The sequence below is a fragment of the Shewanella sp. GD03713 genome (assembly GCF_029843705.1).
GTDB lineage: Bacteria > Pseudomonadota > Gammaproteobacteria > Enterobacterales > Shewanellaceae > Shewanella.
The window spans coordinates 1627555-1649769 of sequence record NZ_JAOCIW010000001.1 but is presented as its reverse complement, the minus strand read 5'-3'; the positions used below and the strand labels follow the sequence as shown (position 1 = coordinate 1649769).

12 protein-coding genes and 15 tRNA genes are annotated in these 22215 nt (G+C 47.5%); 14 read left to right on the top strand and 13 right to left on the bottom strand.

What is annotated here, in order from left to right; translation table 11 throughout:
* The first annotated feature begins 155 nt into the window (after positions 1–155).
* On the top strand, positions 156–1985 hold the full coding sequence (locus tag N5E87_RS07445) for an ABC transporter ATP-binding protein (RefSeq protein ID WP_086904850.1): 1830 nt from the start codon (positions 156–158) through the stop codon (positions 1983–1985).
* 449 nt (positions 1986–2434) lie between these two features.
* Here the strand turns inward: N5E87_RS07445 and N5E87_RS07440 are convergent, their stop codons facing one another.
* From N5E87_RS07440 to gltX, 11 genes are all read right to left on the bottom strand, one after another.
* Positions 2435–3766, bottom strand: coding sequence for an IS4 family transposase (locus N5E87_RS07440; RefSeq protein WP_043015601.1), 1332 nt, complete (start codon positions 3764–3766; stop codon positions 2435–2437).
* A 146-nt stretch (positions 3767–3912) separates the two neighbouring features.
* Positions 3913–3988, bottom strand: a tRNA-Glu gene (locus N5E87_RS07435).
* Between the two features lie 100 nt (positions 3989–4088).
* Positions 4089–4164, bottom strand: a tRNA-Glu gene (locus N5E87_RS07430).
* Between the two features lie 100 nt (positions 4165–4264).
* Positions 4265–4340, bottom strand: a tRNA-Glu gene (locus tag N5E87_RS07425).
* Between the two features lie 100 nt (positions 4341–4440).
* Positions 4441–4516, bottom strand: a tRNA-Glu gene (locus N5E87_RS07420).
* A 100-nt stretch (positions 4517–4616) separates the two neighbouring features.
* Positions 4617–4692 (bottom strand) — tRNA-Glu (locus tag N5E87_RS07415).
* A gap of 100 nt (positions 4693–4792) precedes the next feature.
* Positions 4793–4868 (bottom strand) — tRNA-Glu (locus N5E87_RS07410).
* Positions 4869–4932: 64 nt separating this feature from the next.
* A tRNA-Ala gene (locus N5E87_RS07405) sits at positions 4933–5008 on the bottom strand.
* Between the two features lie 106 nt (positions 5009–5114).
* A tRNA-Glu gene (locus tag N5E87_RS07400) sits at positions 5115–5190 on the bottom strand.
* 67 nt (positions 5191–5257) lie between these two features.
* Positions 5258–5333 (bottom strand) — tRNA-Ala (locus N5E87_RS07395).
* 104 nt (positions 5334–5437) lie between these two features.
* Positions 5438–6847 (bottom strand): glutamate--tRNA ligase, encoded by a 1410-nt coding sequence (gltX, locus tag N5E87_RS07390; RefSeq protein ID WP_011625747.1) that lies wholly within the window; start codon positions 6845–6847, stop codon positions 5438–5440.
* 598 nt (positions 6848–7445) lie between these two features.
* Between gltX and N5E87_RS07385 the strand changes: the two genes are divergently transcribed.
* From N5E87_RS07385 to N5E87_RS07330, 12 genes are all read left to right on the top strand, one after another.
* Positions 7446–7521, top strand: a tRNA-Val gene (locus tag N5E87_RS07385).
* Positions 7522–7569: 48 nt separating this feature from the next.
* Positions 7570–7645: transfer RNA gene (locus N5E87_RS07380), tRNA-Val, on the top strand.
* A 32-nt stretch (positions 7646–7677) separates the two neighbouring features.
* Positions 7678–7753: transfer RNA gene (locus tag N5E87_RS07375), tRNA-Val, on the top strand.
* A 41-nt stretch (positions 7754–7794) separates the two neighbouring features.
* Positions 7795–7870, top strand: a tRNA-Val gene (locus tag N5E87_RS07370).
* A 25-nt stretch (positions 7871–7895) separates the two neighbouring features.
* Positions 7896–7971, top strand: a tRNA-Val gene (locus tag N5E87_RS07365).
* A 25-nt stretch (positions 7972–7996) separates the two neighbouring features.
* Positions 7997–8072: transfer RNA gene (locus tag N5E87_RS07360), tRNA-Val, on the top strand.
* Positions 8073–8216: 144 nt separating this feature from the next.
* A complete protein-coding gene (locus N5E87_RS07355) occupies positions 8217–8447 on the top strand; it encodes a hypothetical protein (protein WP_023267212.1) in 231 nt (76 codons plus the stop codon).
* A gap of 394 nt (positions 8448–8841) precedes the next feature.
* The gene (locus N5E87_RS07350; protein ID WP_086904585.1) at positions 8842–9864 is read left to right on the top strand and encodes a TRAP transporter substrate-binding protein; all 1023 of its coding nucleotides are present in this window, start codon (positions 8842–8844) and stop codon (positions 9862–9864) included.
* A gap of 62 nt (positions 9865–9926) precedes the next feature.
* Positions 9927–10571: a TRAP transporter small permease gene (locus N5E87_RS07345; protein ID WP_086904586.1), complete on the top strand. Its 645-nt coding sequence runs from the start codon at positions 9927–9929 to the stop codon at positions 10569–10571.
* Complete coding sequence (locus tag N5E87_RS07340) at positions 10571–11968, top strand: TRAP transporter large permease subunit (protein ID WP_011625744.1); 1398 nt, start codon at positions 10571–10573, stop codon at positions 11966–11968. Before N5E87_RS07345 ends, N5E87_RS07340 begins: the two co-directional genes overlap by 1 nt.
* A gap of 99 nt (positions 11969–12067) precedes the next feature.
* On the top strand, positions 12068–13879 hold the full coding sequence (locus N5E87_RS07335; RefSeq protein WP_086904587.1) for an ATP-binding protein: 1812 nt from the start codon (positions 12068–12070) through the stop codon (positions 13877–13879).
* Positions 13876–15255, top strand: coding sequence for a sigma-54 dependent transcriptional regulator (locus tag N5E87_RS07330; RefSeq protein ID WP_086904588.1), 1380 nt, complete (start codon positions 13876–13878; stop codon positions 15253–15255). The genes N5E87_RS07335 and N5E87_RS07330 overlap by 4 nt, the downstream gene beginning before the upstream one ends.
* 229 nt (positions 15256–15484) lie before the next feature.
* Here N5E87_RS07330 and N5E87_RS07325 read toward each other — a convergent pair whose 3' ends face one another.
* Positions 15485–18556 (bottom strand): transglycosylase domain-containing protein, encoded by a 3072-nt coding sequence (locus N5E87_RS07325; protein ID WP_086904589.1) that lies wholly within the window; start codon positions 18554–18556, stop codon positions 15485–15487.
* 287 nt (positions 18557–18843) lie between these two features.
* A complete protein-coding gene (locus N5E87_RS07320; RefSeq protein WP_011716478.1) occupies positions 18844–19422 on the bottom strand; it encodes a thymidine kinase in 579 nt (192 codons plus the stop codon).
* 539 nt (positions 19423–19961) lie between these two features.
* On the opposite strand from N5E87_RS07320, the gene N5E87_RS07315 reads away from it, so the two are divergent.
* Entirely contained in the window at positions 19962–22052 is a 2091-nt protein-coding gene (locus tag N5E87_RS07315; RefSeq protein ID WP_011716477.1) for a cytochrome c3 family protein, read from the top strand.
* Positions 22053–22215: the final 163 nt, after the last annotated feature.

The following is a 22215-nucleotide window of genomic DNA, read 5'->3' as shown; positions in this document are numbered from 1 at the left end:
ATTTTGTACTTGTCGGTTACTGTACGTCACCCTATGCTAGCACACTCGCGGAAAACGGAACTGGATCATCGCGTGCTTTTAAAGTGCAAGATCCTATATGCTAGACACCTCGACGTTTTCCCCATCCACTTTTCTCAATAAAATAGAGTCAATTCATGTTTAAACGATTTGAATCTTGGGTTGAAGCCCTGCCCGATGGCGAACCAACCAAGCCGCCCACGGGGGTATATGCGTTTTGCCGCCATTACACTAAGGGCTATGAATTACCGCTTATATTAATGTCAGTGCTGACGGCATTAATCGCCATGCTCGAAGTCTCGCTCTTTGGCTTTATGGGGCAATTAGTCGATTGGTTAGTGAAAAAAAGCCCTGAGACGCTCTTTCAAGATGAAGGCTCGACGCTGTTATTAATGGGGCTGATGGTCCTAGTGGTGATGCCATTATTAGTGCTATTTCATGCGCTGATCATGCATCAAACCTTGCTGGGTAATTATCCCATGTCGATTCGTTGGCTTGCGCATCGCTATCTGCTCAAGCAAAGCGTGTCCTTCTATCAAAATGATTTTGCCGGCCGCATTGCCACTAAAGTGATGCAAACTTCCCTTGCGGTCCGTGAAACCGTAATGAAACTGCTCGATGTGCTGGTGTACATTTTAGTGTATTTCACCTCCATGCTGGTGATGGTGGCCAGTGCCGATGTTCGTCTGGTGATCCCCATGCTGATCTGGCTGGCGCTCTATATCGGTTTACAGTGGTATTTTGTGCCTAGGCTGAAAACAGTTTCGACTGAACAGGCCGATGCGCGCTCGACGATGACAGGACGCATTGTCGACAGTTACACCAATATCACCACGGTGAAACTCTTCGCCCATACGGATAAAGAAGCCGAGTATGCCAAGGCGAGTATGCGCAGTTTCCTCGACACTGTGTACCGCCAGATGCGCCTTGTCACGGGGATCAGTGTTAGTGTGCAAGTGATTAACTATATGCTCGCCTTCAGTATTGCCGCTGTGTCTATCCTGCTCTGGAGTGACAATGCCATCTCCGTTGGAGCGATTGCGATTGCCGTGAGTTTAGCGCTGCGTCTCAATGGCATGTCGCAATGGATCATGTGGGAAATCAGTTCGTTATTTGAAAATATCGGCACAGTAACCGATGGGATGAATACCCTTTCCAAGACAACACTTATCCAAGATTCGCCCAATGCCAACACTTTAGTGGTTGAGCAAGGACGTATCGATTTTAATCAGGTGAGTTTCCATTACGGCGAAGAAACCGGTGTTATCGAAGATCTAAACCTCAATATCAAAGCGGGCGAAAAAGTCGGTCTCGTTGGCCGTTCTGGTGCGGGTAAGTCCACGCTAGTGAACCTGTTGATGCGTTTTTACGATGTTGAGAAAGGCCAAATTTGTATCGATGGCCAAGATATTAAAGCGGTCAAGCAGGACTCACTGCGTTCACAGATTGGCATGGTGACTCAAGATACGTCTCTACTGCATCGCACTATTCGGGAGAATATTCTTTACGGTAATCCTGATGCGAGCGAAACCCAACTCGAGCATGCAATAAAACAGGCTCAGGCCCATGATTTTATTAATGAACTGACCGACCCTAATGGCAACCATGGCTTAGATGCACAAGTGGGTGAACGTGGAGTTAAGCTCTCCGGCGGACAGAGACAACGTATCGCGATTGCTCGGGTACTATTGAAAAATGCGCCGATTTTACTGCTCGATGAGGCGACTTCTGCCTTGGACTCCGAAGTGGAAGCTGCGATTCAGGAAAGCTTGTACGAACTAATGCAAGGAAAGACTGTGATCGCAATTGCCCATAGATTGTCCACTATCGCGGCGATGGACAGATTAATCGTGCTCGATCAAGGTCGTATCGTCGAGCAAGGCACCCATCAAGAGTTGATTGCTGCAGGCGGTATCTATGCCCAGCTTTGGGCGCATCAAACTGGTGGCTTCCTCGGGATTGAGTAGCTTTGCGTTTATTAAGCGCACTACCTTGCACTTTGATGTGAAAAATCATTGAGTTTGGATGTAAAAGGCGACCTAGAGTCGCCTTTTTATTTGGCTTTATTAGTGGTCTTATTGTTTGCGTTTGCTTTATTGGCTAGGTGGTACAAGCACAAAGAGTTTGTTGCAGGCACTTATCCTCAACAATATCCGCAAACCAATTCCTTCAAGTATGGTGCTCTACTGAGATGACACGCCGTTTGCTCTTATATAGGTAGGTACTGCGATTTGATAAGAGGTAAATACAGCAGAAAATACTAACTCCCCTACCGCAATCCAAGACAAATAAACTGATACGATCTCAATAGAATAGGCTTATGGCTTATGGCTTATGGCTTATGGCTTATGGCTTATGGCTTATGGCAGGATAACGAATTTTACATACAAAAAAACCACCTAAAGGTTAACACCTATCACTTAAGGTGTTTAGAGCGAACAGGGTAGCGAGTTTTATTGATACGAACGGTCCTTGCTTTGGGCCGTTTTCTTTTTTGGGGCAGTATGTAGCGTTTAACTCTCTCCCGCATGGCCCTTAGCTTTCTCGGGATGGAGCCGGGGGAGGCTATCGCACACCACATCAGCTCATCCTGAATATCTCTCAATGCCATCATAAAACTTATACGCAATGGCGATACCTGCGCCTCTCTCGCAATACGACTGATTTCCAGGCGAACCAAATTGTAAGCTATCAATATTCCCCAGATTTCTTGTATTACCCCCTCCACAGACTGACTTCGTAGCAGCACTTCATCTTCGAGCATATTGTGCTTTATCTCTCCGTAGCTGTTCTCTATTTCCCATCGTTCAAAATACACATCCAGTAATGACTGCGTACCATATTCCAGACTCGTTAAGGAGGTGAGAACACCTATGACGTGATTAGGTTGTTCTGGCTTAGGGTACAGGACAAGGCGGGCTTGCCATTTCTCCGGCAAGCTTGGGTCTTGTTTCCGAGCATGGGCTGACACTTTCATTTCCACTAAAAGGTCTCGCCCTTCCTTATCCAGTTGCTCAACCACTTCATATTGCGTGTTGGATTTTATCGGCGTCATCCAGTGACTCGTCGTATGTTGCCGTTGCCAATTAATCATCAACTCGGCACTGAGGTAACAGCGGTCAAAAATCGTCAGGGAGTGAGCGGGGGCTGAAGCGGCCAGCTGTTTGGCATAAGAGACCTCTCCTGTCGAGCTGGGCCCAAAGACAACATCATGTAATAAACGACTTCGCAGCGATGTGAGGGCACATAATCGAACAATCGGGTATTCAGTATGGTGGTTTTCATTGTACTTGATGTATTGGAAGTGCTCTGCAAGACAGGCGGTATCATGGGTGCGGAACTGAGTGCCGTCGACAGAAAGTAAACTCAGTCCAAACCATTTGTCATCGCTATCTTCCTGCTGGGTCCAATGGGCTGCTGTCAGTTTAAAAAGCGCTTCCAAAGGTTGGGCGGTGAGGCGCTTTCTCGCTTGAGGAATAGCACTTGGTGCAACAGAATCCCCTAAGTGGTTGGAAAGCTTGAGGTCTAGTTTATCTAAAACTTCCGTGATGGGTTTATCCCGATACAAGCCAATACCGACAATTAGCCAAACGACAAGTTCGGCGGGTAACTTACGCCGTCTCATGCTGGCTTTATTGGTAGAATCAAGGGCTTGCTCTATCCATTCGAGCGGGAGTTCTTTTTGGAAGAGAGCCAGTGATTCTGGTGCAGCAAACGTATCGACATCAATCAGCCAGTGAGCCAACATAAAAAATACCCTCAGCAATTAGTGTACTGAGGGTATTGTTAACCATCCGTAGGATCGTTCAACTGATCAATGCCTTAACTGATCGGTGTTAACCTAAAGGTGGCTTATTGTTCTCAACTAACATTAGCGATTAATTTTAGTTGAGGTGGTATCCCCTAGGGGATTCGAACCCCTGTTACCGCCGTGAAAGGGCGGTGTCCTAGGCCTCTAGACGAAGGGGACACAAGGACTTATGTTTTTCCTCATAACTGAGGTCTTGCTAGTTATCTCACAAATCACTCGCTAGTCATTTGTGAGAGCACCCTATCTTTAAGGGATAGAGTGGTATCCCCTAGGGGATTCGAACCCCTGTTACCGCCGTGAAAGGGCGGTGTCCTAGGCCTCTAGACGAAGGGGACACAAGGACTTATGTTTTTCCTCATAACTGAGGTCTTGCTAGTTATCTCACAAATCACTCGCTAGTCATTTGTGATAGCACACTATCTTTAATGGATAGGGTGGTATCCCCTAGGGGATTCGAACCCCTGTTACCGCCGTGAAAGGGCGGTGTCCTAGGCCTCTAGACGAAGGGGACACAAGGACTTATGTTTTTCCTCATAACTGAGGTCTTGCTAGTTATCTCACAAATCACTCGCTAGTCATTTGTGAGAGCACCCTATCTTTAAGGGATAGAGTGGTATCCCCTAGGGGATTCGAACCCCTGTTACCGCCGTGAAAGGGCGGTGTCCTAGGCCTCTAGACGAAGGGGACACAAGGACTTATGTTTTTCCTCATAACTGAGGTCTTGCTAGTTATCTCACAAATCACTCGCTAGTCATTTGTGAGAGCACCCTATCTTTAAGGGATAGAGTGGTATCCCCTAGGGGATTCGAACCCCTGTTACCGCCGTGAAAGGGCGGTGTCCTAGGCCTCTAGACGAAGGGGACACAAGGACTTATGTTTTTCCTCATAACTGAGGTCTTGCTAGTTATCTCACAAATCACTCGCTAGTCATTTGTGAGAGCACCCTATCTTTAAGGGATAGAGTGGTATCCCCTAGGGGATTCGAACCCCTGTTACCGCCGTGAAAGGGCGGTGTCCTAGGCCTCTAGACGAAGGGGACACAAGGACATATTAATTTGAAAACTATTAATGACTAACAGTGCTCTCGCTTAATACGGCGAATTTGGTGGAGCTAGACGGGATCGAACCGTCGACCTCTTGCATGCCATGCAAGCGCTCTCCCAGCTGAGCTATAGCCCCAAATTCTTTCGACATACTGATACTCAGTATATATCGCAGAAACTGGATTTGTTCTTACCAAACGACTCGTTAGTCATTTGCTAGGAACCCTATGTGATAAACATAGTGGTATCCCCTAGGGGATTCGAACCCCTGTTACCGCCGTGAAAGGGCGGTGTCCTAGGCCTCTAGACGAAGGGGACACAAGGACATATTAATGTGACTCGCATTATTACTAACGCTTATCCCGCTTAATATCGGCGGTAAGTTTGGTGGAGCTAGACGGGATCGAACCGTCGACCTCTTGCATGCCATGCAAGCGCTCTCCCAGCTGAGCTATAGCCCCAAACTTATCAAGCTGTATTTAAGTGCACTACAAGCATTCGCTCGTCTGTGTCTCAACTACGGGGCGCATTCTATGCAGCGCACCTAAATGTGTCAACTCGTTTTTTAGGAATTTATTCTATCTGCTACAAATTCAATCGCTTTGGATATTCTTTGCTCAGAACGCGCCTTTCCTATTAAGAATAAGGTGATATCTAAGCCAGGAGACTGCCCTGCACCTGTCACAGCGACACGTAATGGCATACCGACTTTACCCATTCCGACTTCTAATTCGGTCGCGGTGGCTTCAATCGCTTGGTGGATAGCTTCAACAGTCCACTCAGTTAATGCTGCCAGTTTTTGTTGCACTAATTGCAATGGCTCAAGCGCGACACCACGTAAGTGCTTTTTCGCTTGCTCGGCATCGAACTCTGCGAAGTCTTCATAGAAGTAGCGGCTAGAAGCCGCTAACTCTTTTAAGGTCTTAGCGCGTTCAGCCAATGCTGTCACTACCGCAGATAACGCAGGGCCATTTGAGGTATCGATCTTTTGATCGTCCATATGCCATTGTAAGTGCGACGCCACATATTCAGGATCGAGTGTCTTAATATAGTGTTGGTTTAACCAAACCAGTTTTTCGGTATTAAAGGCAGAAGGCGCTTTGTTGATGTCGTCTAACTTAAAGAGCTGCTTCATTTCTTCTAAAGAGAACACTTCTTGGTCGCCATGTGACCAACCTAAGCGAACTAAGTAGTTAAGCAGTGCTTCAGGCAGATAACCGTCATCACGGTATTGCATTACGCTGACCGCACCATGGCGCTTAGATAACTTGGCACCATCGTCACCTAAAATCATCGACACGTGGGCATATTCAGGAATAGGCGCGCCTAATGCTTTAAGGATGTTGATTTGACGCGGGGTGTTGTTGATATGGTCTTCACCACGAACCACACAGGTAATCCCCATATCCCAGTCGTCAACAACCACACAGAAGTTATAGGTCGGTACGCCATCGGTACGGGCAATGATCAAGTCATCTAATGCATCGTTTGAAAATTCGATACGGCCACGAACATGGTCATCAAACACCACTGAACCGCCGATGGGGTTTTTGAAACGCACAACAAAAGGTTCGTCAGTGTCACGCGCTGGCAAGTCACGGCAGCAACCATCGTATTTTTGGGCTTCGCCATTTGCCGCTTGTGCTTCTCTTAATGCATCGATACGTTCACGCGAGCAATAACATTTATAAGCTGTGCCCTGCTCTAACATCTGCGCGATGATTTCGTTATAACGATCAAAACGCTTAGTTTGATAGTACGGGCCCTCATCCCACGTTAGACCTAACCAGTTCATGCCTTCTAAAATGGCATCACAGGCAGCCTGAGTTGAACGTTCAATATCCGTATCTTCGATACGTAAAACAAACTCACCATTATTGGCTCGAGCTTGTAACCAAGAATAAAGAGCTGTACGGGCACCGCCCACGTGCAAAAAGCCTGTTGGGCTTGGGGCAAAACGCGTCTTAGTTGTCATAATGGGACACTAACCTATATAAAGTCGTCTAGATAAAGACAATCACGGTAAAAAGTGGGCTTATTCTAGCAGCCTAAGTCTGCGCTGCAAATGGCACTGAGTGCAGGTATTGCAGATCCCCTCAAAGTATCGGCCCAAAGGTGAGCGCTTTAGATTACTCTGCTAAAGATGAGAATCCAGCATTCTATATCCGAAAACAAACACTCGAAAACCCAAGCCATGTAATCGAAACTACATAAAGGTTACGCATGTCTATTTAGAAACATGCCATCAAGATTTAGCAAAATAGATGAAGAGAATGGCGCAGCGCCCTCCTCTATTTATCGTTCAAGCCGTATCGACAACACTCTTCAGTCTAAAAAAGCCGCAAACCCTCAAAAAAGAACGCTTAACGATGCAATTGGCTGACTTTTGGCAAGATGAGCGAAAAAGCCTGAAAAGAAAATACCGACGAAATTGTCCAATAAAGTAACACTTTGAATGATGACGTGATTAACATTAAGTCAATCCGAGCAAAAATAGCGCGACCAATGCTTTTTTCATTAAAAAGCGTTGACACTCGATCGAACCTCCCTATAATACGGCTCCACACAGCAGAGGTCGCTTAGCTCAGCTGGGAGAGCACCTCCCTTACAAGGAGGGGGTCACTGGTTCGATCCCAGTAGCGACCACCATGTGTTAAATGCAAATTTAATCATGGTATACAAGTTGTTATATGCCCGGGTCGCTTAGCTCAGCCGGGAGAGCACCTCCCTTACAAGGAGGGGGTCACTGGTTCGATCCCAGTAGCGACCACCATATACTTCTCATCCTCTGTGTCGTCATTCTCCGGTCGCTTAGCTCAGCCGGGAGAGCACCTCCCTTACAAGGAGGGGGTCACTGGTTCGATCCCAGTAGCGACCACCATATTTTTAGAATGACATTAAAATTTGTATTGAAAGAATTCCGGTCGCTTAGCTCAGCCGGGAGAGCACCTCCCTTACAAGGAGGGGGTCACTGGTTCGATCCCAGTAGCGACCACCATATTCTTCAGTACTGATTTACCCCGGGTCGCTTAGCTCAGCCGGGAGAGCACCTCCCTTACAAGGAGGGGGTCACTGGTTCGATCCCAGTAGCGACCACCATACTCTTCAGTATTGATTTACCCCGGGTCGCTTAGCTCAGCCGGGAGAGCACCTCCCTTACAAGGAGGGGGTCACTGGTTCGATCCCAGTAGCGACCACCATAATCCCCCCAAAAACTTTACCCCTAGCTCAACTCAACTATGCTTGATCTTAATCAGCATCTGCTTAACTGAGTCTGTTACCCGATATTCAATCCAATTAAACGCTGCTGATTGTTGCCTTAGGCATATTTGGAGATCAATACTATGGCCAGCGTCAGTCAATCTGCATCCCTCAGCAATATTGCAGCGTATCTAAAACATACCCATGCCTGTGATGAGCAAACCGCTCTCAAAGAAGCCCGTGAAGTCATGCAAAATCTCGTCAGCATGCGCCAAAAAGGCTTTATTACTGGCTGGTACTTCGATGAGCGCGGGCATTTGGAGTTACTTCCGAGTGATGAAATTCTTAAGCGAATAGGTGAAGATCATGGCTGACTACCCCATTACTTCATCTTAGCCATCCTACCTATCCCCTTCTCCACATCCATTTTTCAAACCATTTTTGATCTAAAAGCAACTTATTTTGCTCAGTTAATCGTCAAACTAAAAACCTCTGCTCATACCCCACAAAATGCAGTTTGGGTGGATTTCCACCCATAGCCAAAATCAACGTGAGCGAGATCTCACCCACAAAACTAAAAGTGTGACAAACATCAAATGAACTACACTTTATTAACCAAACACTTACAGAGTGCATCGTAAGTTGGCGTGGTATTTGCCTTTATTAAGACAGACCTCAGGGAAATCAAGGCTGTATTCCTACTCACACTTGGTAACAAACTAACCAAGGCTGAGGACAAATCCTAACAACAGAAAAAGGAACTCAAAAATGACATTGAATCAACAAATGGGTATCACACGTCCATTAAAAACCGTAGCTAAGATGCTGGCACTGGCCTCAGTGTTCGCGACCAGCTTTAACCTGTTTGCGGCGCCCGTTGAAATCAAGTTCTCCCACGTGGTTGCAGAAAATACGCCAAAGGGTCAAATGGCGTTGAAGTTTAAAGAACTCGTTGAACAACGTTTACCTGGTGAATATACGGTCAGTGTATTCCCTAACTCACAGTTATTTGGGGATAACAACGAGTTAGCGGCACTGCTGTTAAACGATGTGCAATTTGTCGCGCCTTCTCTCTCAAAATTTGAACGTTATACCAAACGCCTACAGGTTTTCGACCTGCCATTCCTGTTTAATGACATGGATGCAGTAAACCGTTTCCAACAAGGTGAAGCCGGTCAAGCACTGCTGAACTCAATGAGCCGTAAAGGTATTGTCGGTTTAGGTTATCTGCACAATGGTATGAAGCAGTTTTCTGCGAACACACCACTGAAACAACCTTCTGATGCTAAAGGCTTAAAATTCCGTGTAATGGCATCTGACGTATTAGCCGCCCAGTTTGATGCTGTGGGCGCCATCCCAGTGAAGAAACCATTCTCTGAAGTATTTACCCTGCTGCAAACCCGTGCGATCGACGGTCAAGAAAACACTTGGTCTAACACCTACTCACAAAAATTCTATGAAGTTCAAAGCCAAATCACCGAAAGTAACCACGGCGTGCTGGACTACATGGTCGTAACCTCTGACGCCTTCTGGAAGAGCTTACCAGCGGATAAACGTAAAGTGATCAAAGAAGCCTTAGATGAATCTATCGCTTTAGGTAACAAGATCGCCGCTGAAAAAGATAACGAAGACAAACAATTAATCCTTGATTCTAAACGTTCTCAGCTGGTGACCTTAACGCCAGATGAGCGCCAAAAATGGATTGATGTAATGAAACCTGTTTGGGCAAAGTTTGAAGACCAAGTAGGTAAAGATGTGATTGAAGCCGCTGTTGCTGCAAATAAACAATAATGAAATAAACCGCTTAGCCTCTTTTTGGGGTTAAGCGGTATTTGAGCGAGGGGAGTACAGCTGTGATATCGCGAATTTTTGGTTACTTTGAAGAAGGGGTGCTCAACCTCTTAATCACCTTAATGACACTCTTAGTGTTCACTGAGGTAGTGGCGCGGTTTTTCTTCAATACCGGTTTTTTATGGATCCAAGAACTGACCTTAACCCTCTGTGGTTGGTTTGTGCTTTTTGGTATGTCCTATGGGGTGAAAGTCGGTGCTCACATCGGTGTTGATGCGTTTGTAAAAAATCTGCCCCCTAAGGCTAAAAAGATCACTTCCCTAGTGACGGCATTGATTTGCTTAGCTTATTGCGGACTATTTTTAAAAGGTAGCTGGGAATATCTGTCACAGATGTACCAAATCGGCGTACCGATGGAAGATATTCACTTTCCTAAGTTCCTGTTAAACAGCTTAGATCCCGACTTTGCTTGGAACACCTTAAAGATTGATGTCGAAGACGGCGCTGTGCCCATTTGGTTATCCCAAAGCATTCTATTAATTGGTTTTAGCATGTTGACTTGGCGTTTCTTAGAACTGTTTATCGCCATCCTGCGCAACCAAGTTTCTGGATTCCAATTTGCCGACGAAGCGAAAGAAAGCATGCATTTAATTGATGAAGGTGCTCAGCACGCACAACAAGAAACAGACAACAAGGAAGCGAAGTAATGGCGATTGCGACCCTCTTTACAGCCCTACTCGTCTGTATGTTTTTAGGTATGCCTATCGCGATTGCGTTAGGTTTCTCGAGCATGCTGACGATTTTATTCTTCTCCAACGATTCCCTCGCCTCTGTGGCGTTAAAACTCTATGAGTCATCGTCAGAGCACTATACCCTGCTGGCGATCCCCTTCTTTATTCTGTCCTCAGCCTTCCTGTCAACCGGTGGGGTGGCACGACGGATCATCGATTTTGCGATGGACAGTATCGGTCATATCCGTGGTGGTTTAGCCATGGCCTCAGTGATGGCCTGTATGTTGTTTGCTGCTGTGTCTGGCTCATCGCCCGCGACCGTGGCCGCCATTGGCTCGATTGTGATCGTCGGCATGGTGAAAGCGGGTTATCCCGAAAAATTTGCCGCTGGCGTCATTACCACTTCTGGCACCTTAGGGATTTTGATTCCACCTTCAATCGTAATGCTAGTGTATGCGGCGGCGACGGAAGTGTCGGCAGCCAGAATGTTTATGGCGGGCTTAATCCCAGGTTTGATGATGGGCTTCCTGCTGATGATAGTGATTTATATCGTCGCCCGTTTTAAAAATCTGCCATCACGCCCCTTCCCCGGCTTTAAGCAACTGGGTATTTCCAGTGCTAAAGCCTTAGGTGGTCTGGCGCTTATTCTTATCGTGTTAGGTTCAATCTACGGCGGTGTGGCCAGTCCAACCGAAGCCTCTGCCGTAGCCTGTATGTATGCCTATTTCATTGCGGTATTTGGTTATCGCGATATCGGCCCATTGAAAAATGTGGCTTGGCGTAACCCTAATGAGCCCATCCCCAGCGCGATTGCCCGTAACTTGGGCCATATGGTGCTCGGACTGATTAAAACCCCAATCGACAAAGAAATTCGCCATGTGGTGCGCGACGGGGCAAAAGTCAGCATCATGCTGCTGTTTATCATTGCCAACGCTATGTTATTCGCCCACGTACTGACCACTGAGCGTATTCCCCATATTATTGCCGAATACATTGTGAGCATGGGCTTACCTGCTTGGGGCTTCTTAATCATTGTTAACTTATTGCTGTTAGCGGCGGGTAACTTTATGGAGCCATCAGCCATCGTGTTGATTATGGCGCCAATCCTGTTCCCGATTGCGACTCAGTTAGGTATCGATCCTATTCATTTAGGTATCATTATGGTGGTGAACATGGAGATTGGTATGCTGACGCCGCCGGTGGGGCTTAACCTCTTCGTGACGGCGGGGATCACAGGCCGCAGTATCGGCTGGGTGATCCAATCTGTACTGCCGTGGTTAGCACTGATGTTGGCCTTCTTGGCACTTATCACCTATGTGCCACAAATCTCCCTGTTCTTGCCAGAATTTCTGGATAAGCTCAACGGATATTAATCTCAAGGAATAAGGATTATTCCTTGATTCTAGATAGTTTTTAAGCGAGCCTACTCAGGCTCGCTTTGTTTTATTCAGTGTGGATCAGGATCGCCTGCTATGTTGCCCATGACGCCCAAGGCCAAACAACGTCTTTTAATGACCATAGTGTTACTTGCGGGCTTATTTGCCATCTTAAAATTAACCTACTGGGTGCACTTTTATCAGGGCAAAATAGAAATCCAACAGCAATCAGAAAAACAACTCAAAGAGCTGGTTAGCTTCCTCGATGGCGCCCTGTCGCGTTACGAGAGCATCCCCCATGTTTTGTCGACCAACCCCATGCTCGCCAATGTGCTCAACGATCAACAAAACCCCAAGAAAGTACAAGAACTTAACCTGTACTTGGAAGAAATTCAGCATGTGACTGAAGCATCCGATATTTATCTTATCGACGCCCTTGGTATTGCGATTGCCGCCAGCAACTGGCAACAGAGCTTTTCGTTTATCGGCAAAGACTATTCCTTCAGACCCTATTACACCGACGCGATTTCAGGCAATTTGGGCCGCTACTATGCGGTGGGCACCAGTTCGGATAAACGCGGCTTTTACTTTTCTTACCCCATTTATCAGCAAGGCGCGAAGGGCATTCTGGGCGCCATTATTGTGAAAGTGGATATCGCCGATATCGAGCAGCAAAGTACCAGTATTGCGATAGCGGGCCAGTATCAGTTCCTCATCAGCGATCCCGACGATATCGTGTTTATCTCCAGTGTCGATGAATGGCGCTTAGCCTCACTTACGCCACTGACTCAGGCGAAACAATATGCCTTAAACGCCTCGAAACGTTACGCCGAGCGGCCGATTGGTGAATTACTGATTAAACCCCAATACCAAGAAGACAGCCTGAGTAATGGCCATATCTATCAAATTCGCTCCGGCAACAGCCAAGCGCAATATATGGATACCCATCATTTGATGACCAAAGCAGGCTGGCGAGTGCATATTCTGGCGCCCATGAAACCTCTGCTCGAGTCTATGCCAGCGCTCATGCTGTTATCGGCCTCAATCTATTTACTGCTCGCCTTAGGCTTACTCTTTAGTAGCGAACGTCGCCGCAACCTACAGCGAATGCAACTCGCCCAGAGTTTGTTAGAGCAAAGGGTGGAAGAGCGCACCCAAGATCTGCAGCAAGCCAATAATCGCCTTAAAGACACTCAGGATGAACTCATTCAAGCGGCTAAGTTGACCGTGATAGGTAGCCTATCCGCCAGTATCAACCATGAGCTGAATCAACCCTTAGCCGCCCTTCGCAGCTACGCGCAAAATACTCAAACCTTCCTCGCCCGCAATATGCCGGATAAAGCCTCTGATAATCTTAAAATTATTATCGAGCTGACCGACCGATTAGCCGATATTGTCGGCCAATTTAAGAGTTTTACCCGCAAGAGCCAAGGCAATGACAGCGCCACCGACCTCAAAGGCTGTATCAAGCAAGCCCTGACCATAGTCCAGCCCGAAATCGACAAACAAGGGGTTGAACTCGATGTGCAGCTCCCCGAAGGCCAATATCAGGTCTGGGGTGATAAGGTGAGGCTACAACAAGTGTTTGTGAATATTATGAGTAACGCGATTGTTGCCATGCAGCAATCGTCAAAACGGACACTGAGTATTAGGGTAAACTGTCAGGACAAGTTCTGTATCAGTATTCAGGACTCGGGCCCTGGGGTGCGCGAGAGCCAAATGGAGAAAATTTTTGAGCCCTATTTCACCACCAGCGAACGTACAGGGCTTGGACTCGGGTTATCCATTTCCCAGCGCATTATCGAGTCCATGCAGGGGCAAATTAATGTTGCCAATGCCGAGGACGGCGGCGCCATTTTCCAAATTATTTTACCGATTTATTTAGCCGAGGAACGTCAGTCATCATGAGTCTGCCCAATTCAATTCAAGACTATAGCGTACTGATCATCGACGATGAGCCCCATATAGGCACCGTGCTCGTGCAGCTTTTTGAGCTGGAAGGCATTAAAGCCTTCGCCACAACCGATCCTAAAGGAATAGCCAAATTACTCGACAGAGACTGGGCGGGCGTGGTGATTTCCGATGTGAATATGCCGCAGCTCGACGGCATCAGTTTGATGCTGCAAATTCGTCAGCAGGATCCCGATTTACCCGTGGTGTTGCTCACCGGCTTTGGCGATATCGCCATGGCGGTCAATGCGTTAAAACAAGGGGCCTACGATTTTCTCGAAAAGCCCTTTAACAACGAACACATGCTAGACGTGGTGAAACGCGCCTTAGATAAACGCAGCCTCACCTTAGAGAACCGTAAATTAAAGAAAGAGCTAGAAAGCCATAACGTGCCGGGCCCAAGAATATTAGGCCACAGTGTCGGCATTTTGCGTATGCGTCACATCATAGACCAAGTGATCGACACCCCCGCCGATGTGCTTATTGAAGGTGAAACCGGTACAGGTAAGGAATTGGTCGCCCGCTATCTGCACGACCACAGCAGTCGCAATCAAGCCAACTTTGTGGCGATTAACTGCGGTGCGATTCCCGAAAACTTGATTGAGAGCGAGCTATTTGGCGCCGAAGCTGGTGCCTTTACCGGTGTCGATAAACTGCGTGTCGGCAAGTTTGAATACGCCAATGGTGGCACACTCTTTTTAGATGAAATCGAAAGCACGCCGCTGTCGTTACAGGTCAAACTGCTGCGGGTGCTCGAAGATCGTAAGGTCGAACGCCTAGGCTCCAATAAAAGCATTCATTTGGATATTCGGGTAATTGCCGCCACTAAGGTGGATTTAAAGTCCCTGTGCGACACCGGAGAGTTTCGCCAAGACTTGCTCTATCGCTTAAATCTGGTGACAGTGCCCATTCCACCACTCAGGGATCGCCGCGAAGATATTCCCTTATTATTCTTACATTTTGCCCGTATGGCCTCGGCGCGCTATCACAAGGCCTTAATTGCCCTCAATGCCGAGCAGAATGCCATCCTCACCTCCCACGACTGGCCGGGTAATGTGCGCGAGCTGCGAAATCTGGCCGAACGTTATGTGTTACTCGGTGGCGAAGCCGCCTTCGCGGGCACCTTAGGCAACGCGCCCAGTCTGCATACCAGTATGTCATTGCTACAACGGGTCGAGTTTTTTGAGCGGGTATTGATAGAAGAAGCCTTAAGTCATAACAAGGGCAGCATTAAGCAGACCATGGAGCAACTCGAACTGCCCCGCAAAACCTTGTACGACAAGATGCGTAAATACGATTTAGACCGCAAGCAGTATATCAACGCTGACGAGTAATACCACTTTCGACAGAGCGCCACTATGCCTTCAAGCCTTCGCCTTGTCTAAAGCACGTTTAACTCCCGCTGAATGAACAGATATTTAATACGATTGGTATAAGCCTGTCGATACCAATAAAAACCCCGCAAACCGATTCACGGCTGCGGGGTTTGCTTTATCTAAGGAACTTCAAGCTAGCATTACAATGCTTATGCATCAAAAACCATATGGCAAAATAAGTGAGTCATTACTCATCCCGCACGCACATGCCTTTCGAGGATTTCACATAGGGCGCAAGGATTGGCATCATGCCCTTCATCACTTGTAATGGCAGCGCCGAAGTAAAACTAAAATCGTCCGACTTACTGCCCGGCACAAAGGCGGTTAAGGTGCCGAAGTAGTTATCCCCTAAATAGAACACAAACGTCGCGGTACGGTTCATCGCCGTGGTAGCCACTTTGCGGCCCTGCTGCATCTGAGTCACGATACGGTTGTCACCCGTACCGGTTTTACCGCCGATAGCCAACATGGCGCCATTATCGTCTGTAAAGATGCCTTTAAGGCGTCTTGCGGTTCCGTTTTCAACCACGTTAGCCAGCGCAGCCTTTAGGGCCTGAGCAACTTCGTGTCGCATCACTCGCTCACCTTGGCTATTTTGGTTATCGAGCCGTACTTCATAGGGCGTATCTTCGGCAAAGTGCAACTGATTGATCCGCACCGTCGGTAATCGGTAACCATCGTTTTGGATAATCCCCATCAATTCCGCCAGCGCCGCGGGTCTGTCACCCGAACTGCCCAGCGCCGAACCTAAAGAAGGCACCATAGATTCAAAGGGATAACCTAAACGCGCCCAACGCTGATGAATATCGAGGAAAGCCTCCACTTCAAGCATTACCTGCACCCGCACATCACGCGCGTTTTTATGGCGCGTTCTGAACAGCCAGCGATACACTTCCTGACGCTCATCCTTACTCGCCTCTTTCACATCATTGAGGTTGGCCTCGGGATGTTGATTCAAGTAATCGAGTACCCAGAGTTCGAGTGGGTGCACCCGCGCGATATAACCTTGATCGGGCAGATTATATTTTTCAGGGCCGTACTTGTTATACAGCTCTTTAATCCGCTTATCCGTGTAATTGTTTTGCGGCAAACGCTGCTGCAAAAAGGCCTTAAACGAAGCGATGGACTCATAGGGTTGCAAGTAACGGTAAGCCGCGGTCAGTTGCTGCTCCGCTTGGGTTTGACCATCAAAAAACAGCGCTAAACGCTCATTGGGCGCCACTTTCTTATATTTACGATAGAACTTATTCACGAAGGTATTGCCTTCGCGGTCGGCAAACACCCGCAGATATTCCTCGCGGCGTGGGTCCTTATCATTGCGCAGCAGGCGCGCCATATTGCCTTCGTTTTGCATACTGCTGCTGTAGTTGACTATGTCACGCATCAAACGTACGAAGGGTAAGTTAATGGAGTTTTGCAACGCCTCGTACATGGTCGGCACTTTAAAGTCTTCTGTCTTTTTAAAGTTGTTAAACACATGCAAACCACCACCCGTAAAGAATTGCTCGTTCGGTGAGGCTGAGTATTCCCGTTGCAGCGCCGCATTCAACATACGGTCGAGGCGCCTATCTGGGTTCACAATCAAGTAGTCAATCGCCCAGCGAGTGAGGTGATCGCGGGGTTCAATCTCAATCGACTCCAACTCAATACCATGTTTCTTCGAGTATTTGTCGTGGATCTCGGCAATGATCTCAAGGTACGTCGCCAGTACCCTGAGTTTGGCCGTCGAGCCCAGCTCTAACTTACTGCCCTCGTTAATATCGAACGGTTGGTCGGTGCTGTCGGTTTGCACCCGTACGCGGTTAGCCGTTGCGGTTTTTTCATAGAGAGTGAAGCTATAAAGCACATTTTGTAGCTGGCTTGGCTCGAGTAACCGCTCACCTAAGAGACCGACTTTCTCGGCCGTAGCGGCTTGCCCAAGGCTGCGTAAGTATTGACTCACTTGCTGCTGCAGGTCGCTGTGCAAACTGCTATTCACGGTTAAATCGAGGCGGTCTAAATCATACAGACCGACATTTAACATCCCCGCGGTACGAATACGGATGCTGTTAACGCCCTTATCGGAACCCGACTGCGTATTACGTTGAGGCTTGGCGACTTTAAACTGCAACTTTTGAGCAAGTGCGGCATCCCTCAGGGGTCGGTCAATCAAGTAATATTGGCCGAGCAAACGGATATGGCTGTCGACCAGTTCCTCTAAGTCCTCGTGCCCCTGCAATAGATAATAGGAAGGACGACGCTGGGCAATCATCAAGGCCACCACTTGGCGGAACACTTGGCCACGCTTAGCGGCATTGGCTTTGATTTGCGGCGAAGCTAACAGTTGGTTCGCCGTGTCGAAATCCGTACCAAACCAGGCCCATAGGCCATCACCAATACCATGTACTTCACCATGGTTAGGCGCAGAGGATAAAGGTACAGTGTTTAAATAGTCTTGAATAATGCGCTTACGGGCAGGCTCGGTTATTTCACCTTGCTGATAAACCCGCACTGTGGCCGAACCAATTTGCAGCAGTTTATCCTTGATGCTCAGGGTTAACCCTTGGGAGGAATGGCGGAACTTCTCAATTTGTGTCGCCAACGTACTGCCACCTGCTGTAGAGACATTCATCCCCACCATTTCAGCGATTTGGCTCATCCCCGCCACAATAAAGCGTGGCCAGTCGATCACCGGATTAAGTTTAGGCTCAGTCGTCCACAGCTCGCGGTTTTCAATAAATAACAAGGTATTGACGATTTCATTGGGGATTTTATCGTCATCTTGGTACACACGTTTAGGATAAGTAAACTCGTACAGATCGGTATTGCGACAATCCAGCAGCGCTAACCCCGATTGCGCCTTCTCATGGTAAGGCGGGAAAAAGCCCATTTGGGCGTATTCCTGTAGCGCAGGGGAAAACTCCACTTGCTGCGTCACTTGGAAATTACGCTGAAGCAATCTATCGATGTACTGGGGCAACTTACTGTAGCCGTGACGTTCATCGAAGGGTCCGTAACTTGGATAGATAATTGACTGAGTGGGCTGATTTTTCAGCTCATAGGTCAAGGTCTGCGCATATTGATGAACATACTTAGACTGGAAATAAGAGGTTTTAACCTCTTGGCCAATTAAAATCGCCACACAGATAATCAGAATAAAAAACAGGAACCAGACACGCCCCTTAGATCTCGGCTTGCGCTGACGCTTAGCCTTAGGTTCGGGTTGTGGCGGACGAGGACGATAATTTTCGAATTGCATTTCTTGCGTAGAATTAGGCAAAACGGCTCCCAAAAATCACTTAACAAATCCTTTCTACGTGGGAAAGTTCCCAACCTATGCTCAACACATCCAGTATCAGGGCAAAACTCACACTTAAGTTCGTCCACTGTGCATGAGTCTGCAAATACATTCCTTTGCCTTCATTGAGCAAGACCTAACAACACAGGATCATTGCGTCTCTTGTTAGATCTCACCGTATTTTAATGAGTTGGCAGCGCGCCTCAAAGTGGTTAGCGCAAAAATACTTAGCAACTTATCGCAAGTGCTAACCGCGCTTGAGGCTTCAATCAATCCCAAATAAACTCACGAAAATGCTTACGGCAAACCGATTCGTAACTTTCATTACCGCCGATTGCCACCTGCTCACCTTCGCGCATCACTTTACCTTCACCATCAAGACGCACCACCATATTGGCTTTGCGTCCACAGTGACAAATGGTTTTCAGCTCGACTAACTTATCGGCCCATGCCAACAAATAATGACTGCCAGTGAAGAGTTCACCTTGGAAGTCGGTACGTAAACCATAGCACAAAACTGGGATATCAATTTTATCAACAACATAAGTAAGTTGTTTAACTTGCTCTTTGCTTAAGAATTGGCACTCGTCCACCAGCACACAGCTCAAATGATTCTGTTGGTGCGCCGTGGTGATCATGTCTATCAGATTGTCGTGGCTGCTAAATACCTGGGCATCGGTTTCAATACCAATACGTGATGCCACCTTACCTTTACCGTATCTGTCGTCGATAGAGGCCGTCATCACTAGGGTATTCATGCCGCGCTCGCGGTAGTTATAGGAAGATTGTAATAGAGAGGTGGATTTACCCGCATTCATTGCTGAATAGTAAAAATACAATTGCGCCAAAACGAATCCCTTTTTTAACTTAAATTTATTGTTTCTCTGTTGCCAGAGCTTATGGCGCCTAGTTTACCATTGCGCCGTGCCCTAACACACTAGGCTAATCTCAGCTTTTCTACTGAAATCCCAATCTTGTGGCTTCGAACGGATATTAAACCAACGACCTCTTCTACCTCGGCTTAACATGATTGTTCGTATTTCCGTCCAAACCAGAAAATAGTCATCAGACAAACCCTGTCACAGCCCAATTGTTACAATAAGCTTAATTTAACCTTAAATATTGTTTTATATAAGAAATAACACATTAACAAATATTTAAAATTGAGATCTACCTCCAAAGATATAGGCTAAAATGTGGTTTGGTTCAAAAAACAAACATTCCATTATCCGTAATATTTGCTCGAGACAAATGTACTCACAAAAACAAAAAAAGTTATTCGAACGCTTGCAAATTAAATCAGCGGCTCAAAGCACTAATCTCCCCTGCAAACTTTAGTGCTGCAATCCGTGCCTTTAAATGCGTATTGGATTAAATGGAGATTATGATGAGAATATTCACATCTAAAAAACTGGCATACCTAGTCGCAATCGCCCTAACTGGCGCTCTAGCAGGCTGTGGCAGTGATGGTAAAGACGGCGCACCAGGCCAACCCGGCGATCCAGGTCAACCCGGTAAGCCTGGAGACCCATGGACGCCACCACCAGTTACAAGTTCAGCGGTGACCAATGTTAAAGTACTGGGCTACAGCTTTGGCGAAGGCAGTATCACCTATGAATTTGAAGTCACCGACGAAAACGGCAACTTAGTCAATGGCCTATTAAATGCAGAAGCTAAAGTCGCCGCCTTAACCGACAAAGGCTTTATCAATAACCGCGACGAAGCCGACATTAACAATGTCACCGACAACGTGCATATCGGCGGCGCTGCAACTCAAGCCACTGAAGGCGCTGAAATCAAGTCGCTAGGCGATGGTCATTACAGCTTTAAAGCTCCAATGAAAGGTGTCAACGCCAGTACTGAAGGCATCGTCTGGCTCAGAGTCGGCGGTAACAGCGAAAGCGGTATTGCGCGCTCTGCGCCAATGGTTGTGAATAAGCCTGAAGGCACGCATTCAACCACCACCGACAGTTGCTATGCTTGTCACGTCGATTACGCCACTAGCCCACGTCGCCATGCTAGCTATGTCGCTACAGGTATGGACAGCGAAGTCACTTTCGTTGAAGGCTGTTTGGTCTGTCACGGCTCGGTGAGCCGCGGCGCGAAAAATGCCGAAGGCTTCTCTATCGGCGGTTACGCCACCAATACACTGTCTAAAATTGGCCACATTAATCACCAGAAATTCACTAAAGATTTCAGCGTGATGAACTGTACTTCTTGCCACGTTGAAGCGCCAACCAATATCAGCGTTTCAGGCCCTGGTTGTATCGACTGCCACAACACTGGCGGCGTACCAGGTGCGATTGTGCCAAGTAACGGTGCCGATGTGCGCCCAATGCATGAAGGCAAAGAAGGCATTACCGAGCGTCAAGCTATCCGTGCTAAGTACCAAGTAACACTCTCAACCCCCGTTAAAGTAGATGATATTTCCACCTTAACCGACCACTATGCGCCCGATGGCTCAAGCGTAGCGAAAGCGGAACCCGGTTGGTGTACCACCATCACAGTGAAAGACACTGACGGCAACATCTTTAGCATTAAAGATAACTTCAACTACTCAGATCCTCTGGTATTTGATGCCAAGAAGCCGATTGTCTACGCTGGTGCCTATCTGCATGCTTATGACAACAACACCTTAGTAGGCCGCCCAGGTAACCGTACAAACTATTACTATGGTTACAACACCGATGGTACTAAGAATATCTGTCACCTACTGACGGATATCAGCGCAGTGAATGCTAACTATGCTTACTCTGCACGGGTCACCTTCAGCACCGCAGGCTGGATGGAATACGACGGTAATCAACGCTATCAAAGCAATGGTAACCTCAGAGCCAAGGGCTATGACGGTTCAATGGGTGTTTCTTTCACCGCCTACTCAGATGTAGTTAATCCAGTAAGTGCTGAGAAAGTATCTGGTTTTGAACGTCGCACTGTGATCAGCGATAACAGCTGTACGACTTGCCACAACGATGCCACCGCTTTCCACAAAAACGGTGCATTCGACCAAGGCGGTAACGGCTGTATTGCCTGCCACGATAACGGCATGGCTCGGACTTCGGCCACACTGGGTGCAGGTTTTGGTCCTATGATCCACAGCTGGCACTGGGGTAATGGTGCAAATGTTGGTGAGATGAAGGCCGACGGCACCCAAGCCAAGACAGCGAACGGCGCAGGCGCTATCAACCCAGTCACTAGCTGTGTTGCCTGTCACGAAACCGCTATTGATTTAAACAAAGTGCCAAATCAATACATTCTTGAACCCGGCAGCAAGATGACCAGCCCTGTTACCGCTAACTGTTATGCCTGCCATACTGGCGATGCAGTTAAAGCCCACATGGTGAGCAACGGTGGCGAGATCAGCGTGCCAGCCACTGGCGATTGGTTCAAGCAACCTACGGGTGAATCTTGTGCCGTGTGCCACAACACAGGTAGCAGCTCTGGTATCGACAAGTACCATAACTTTACCCGTAAATAACTAGTCGTCCCGCTATTTTCCCTGCAAGAAAATAGTTCAAGCGCCCTACGGTTGTAGGGCGCTTTTTTTGTTTACTTTTACTTACAACTTCACCCCATAGGTTTTCAGTCCTATTTAAGTTAGTAACGCTAGAGTCACAAAAAACTACAATTCTAAGGAAATC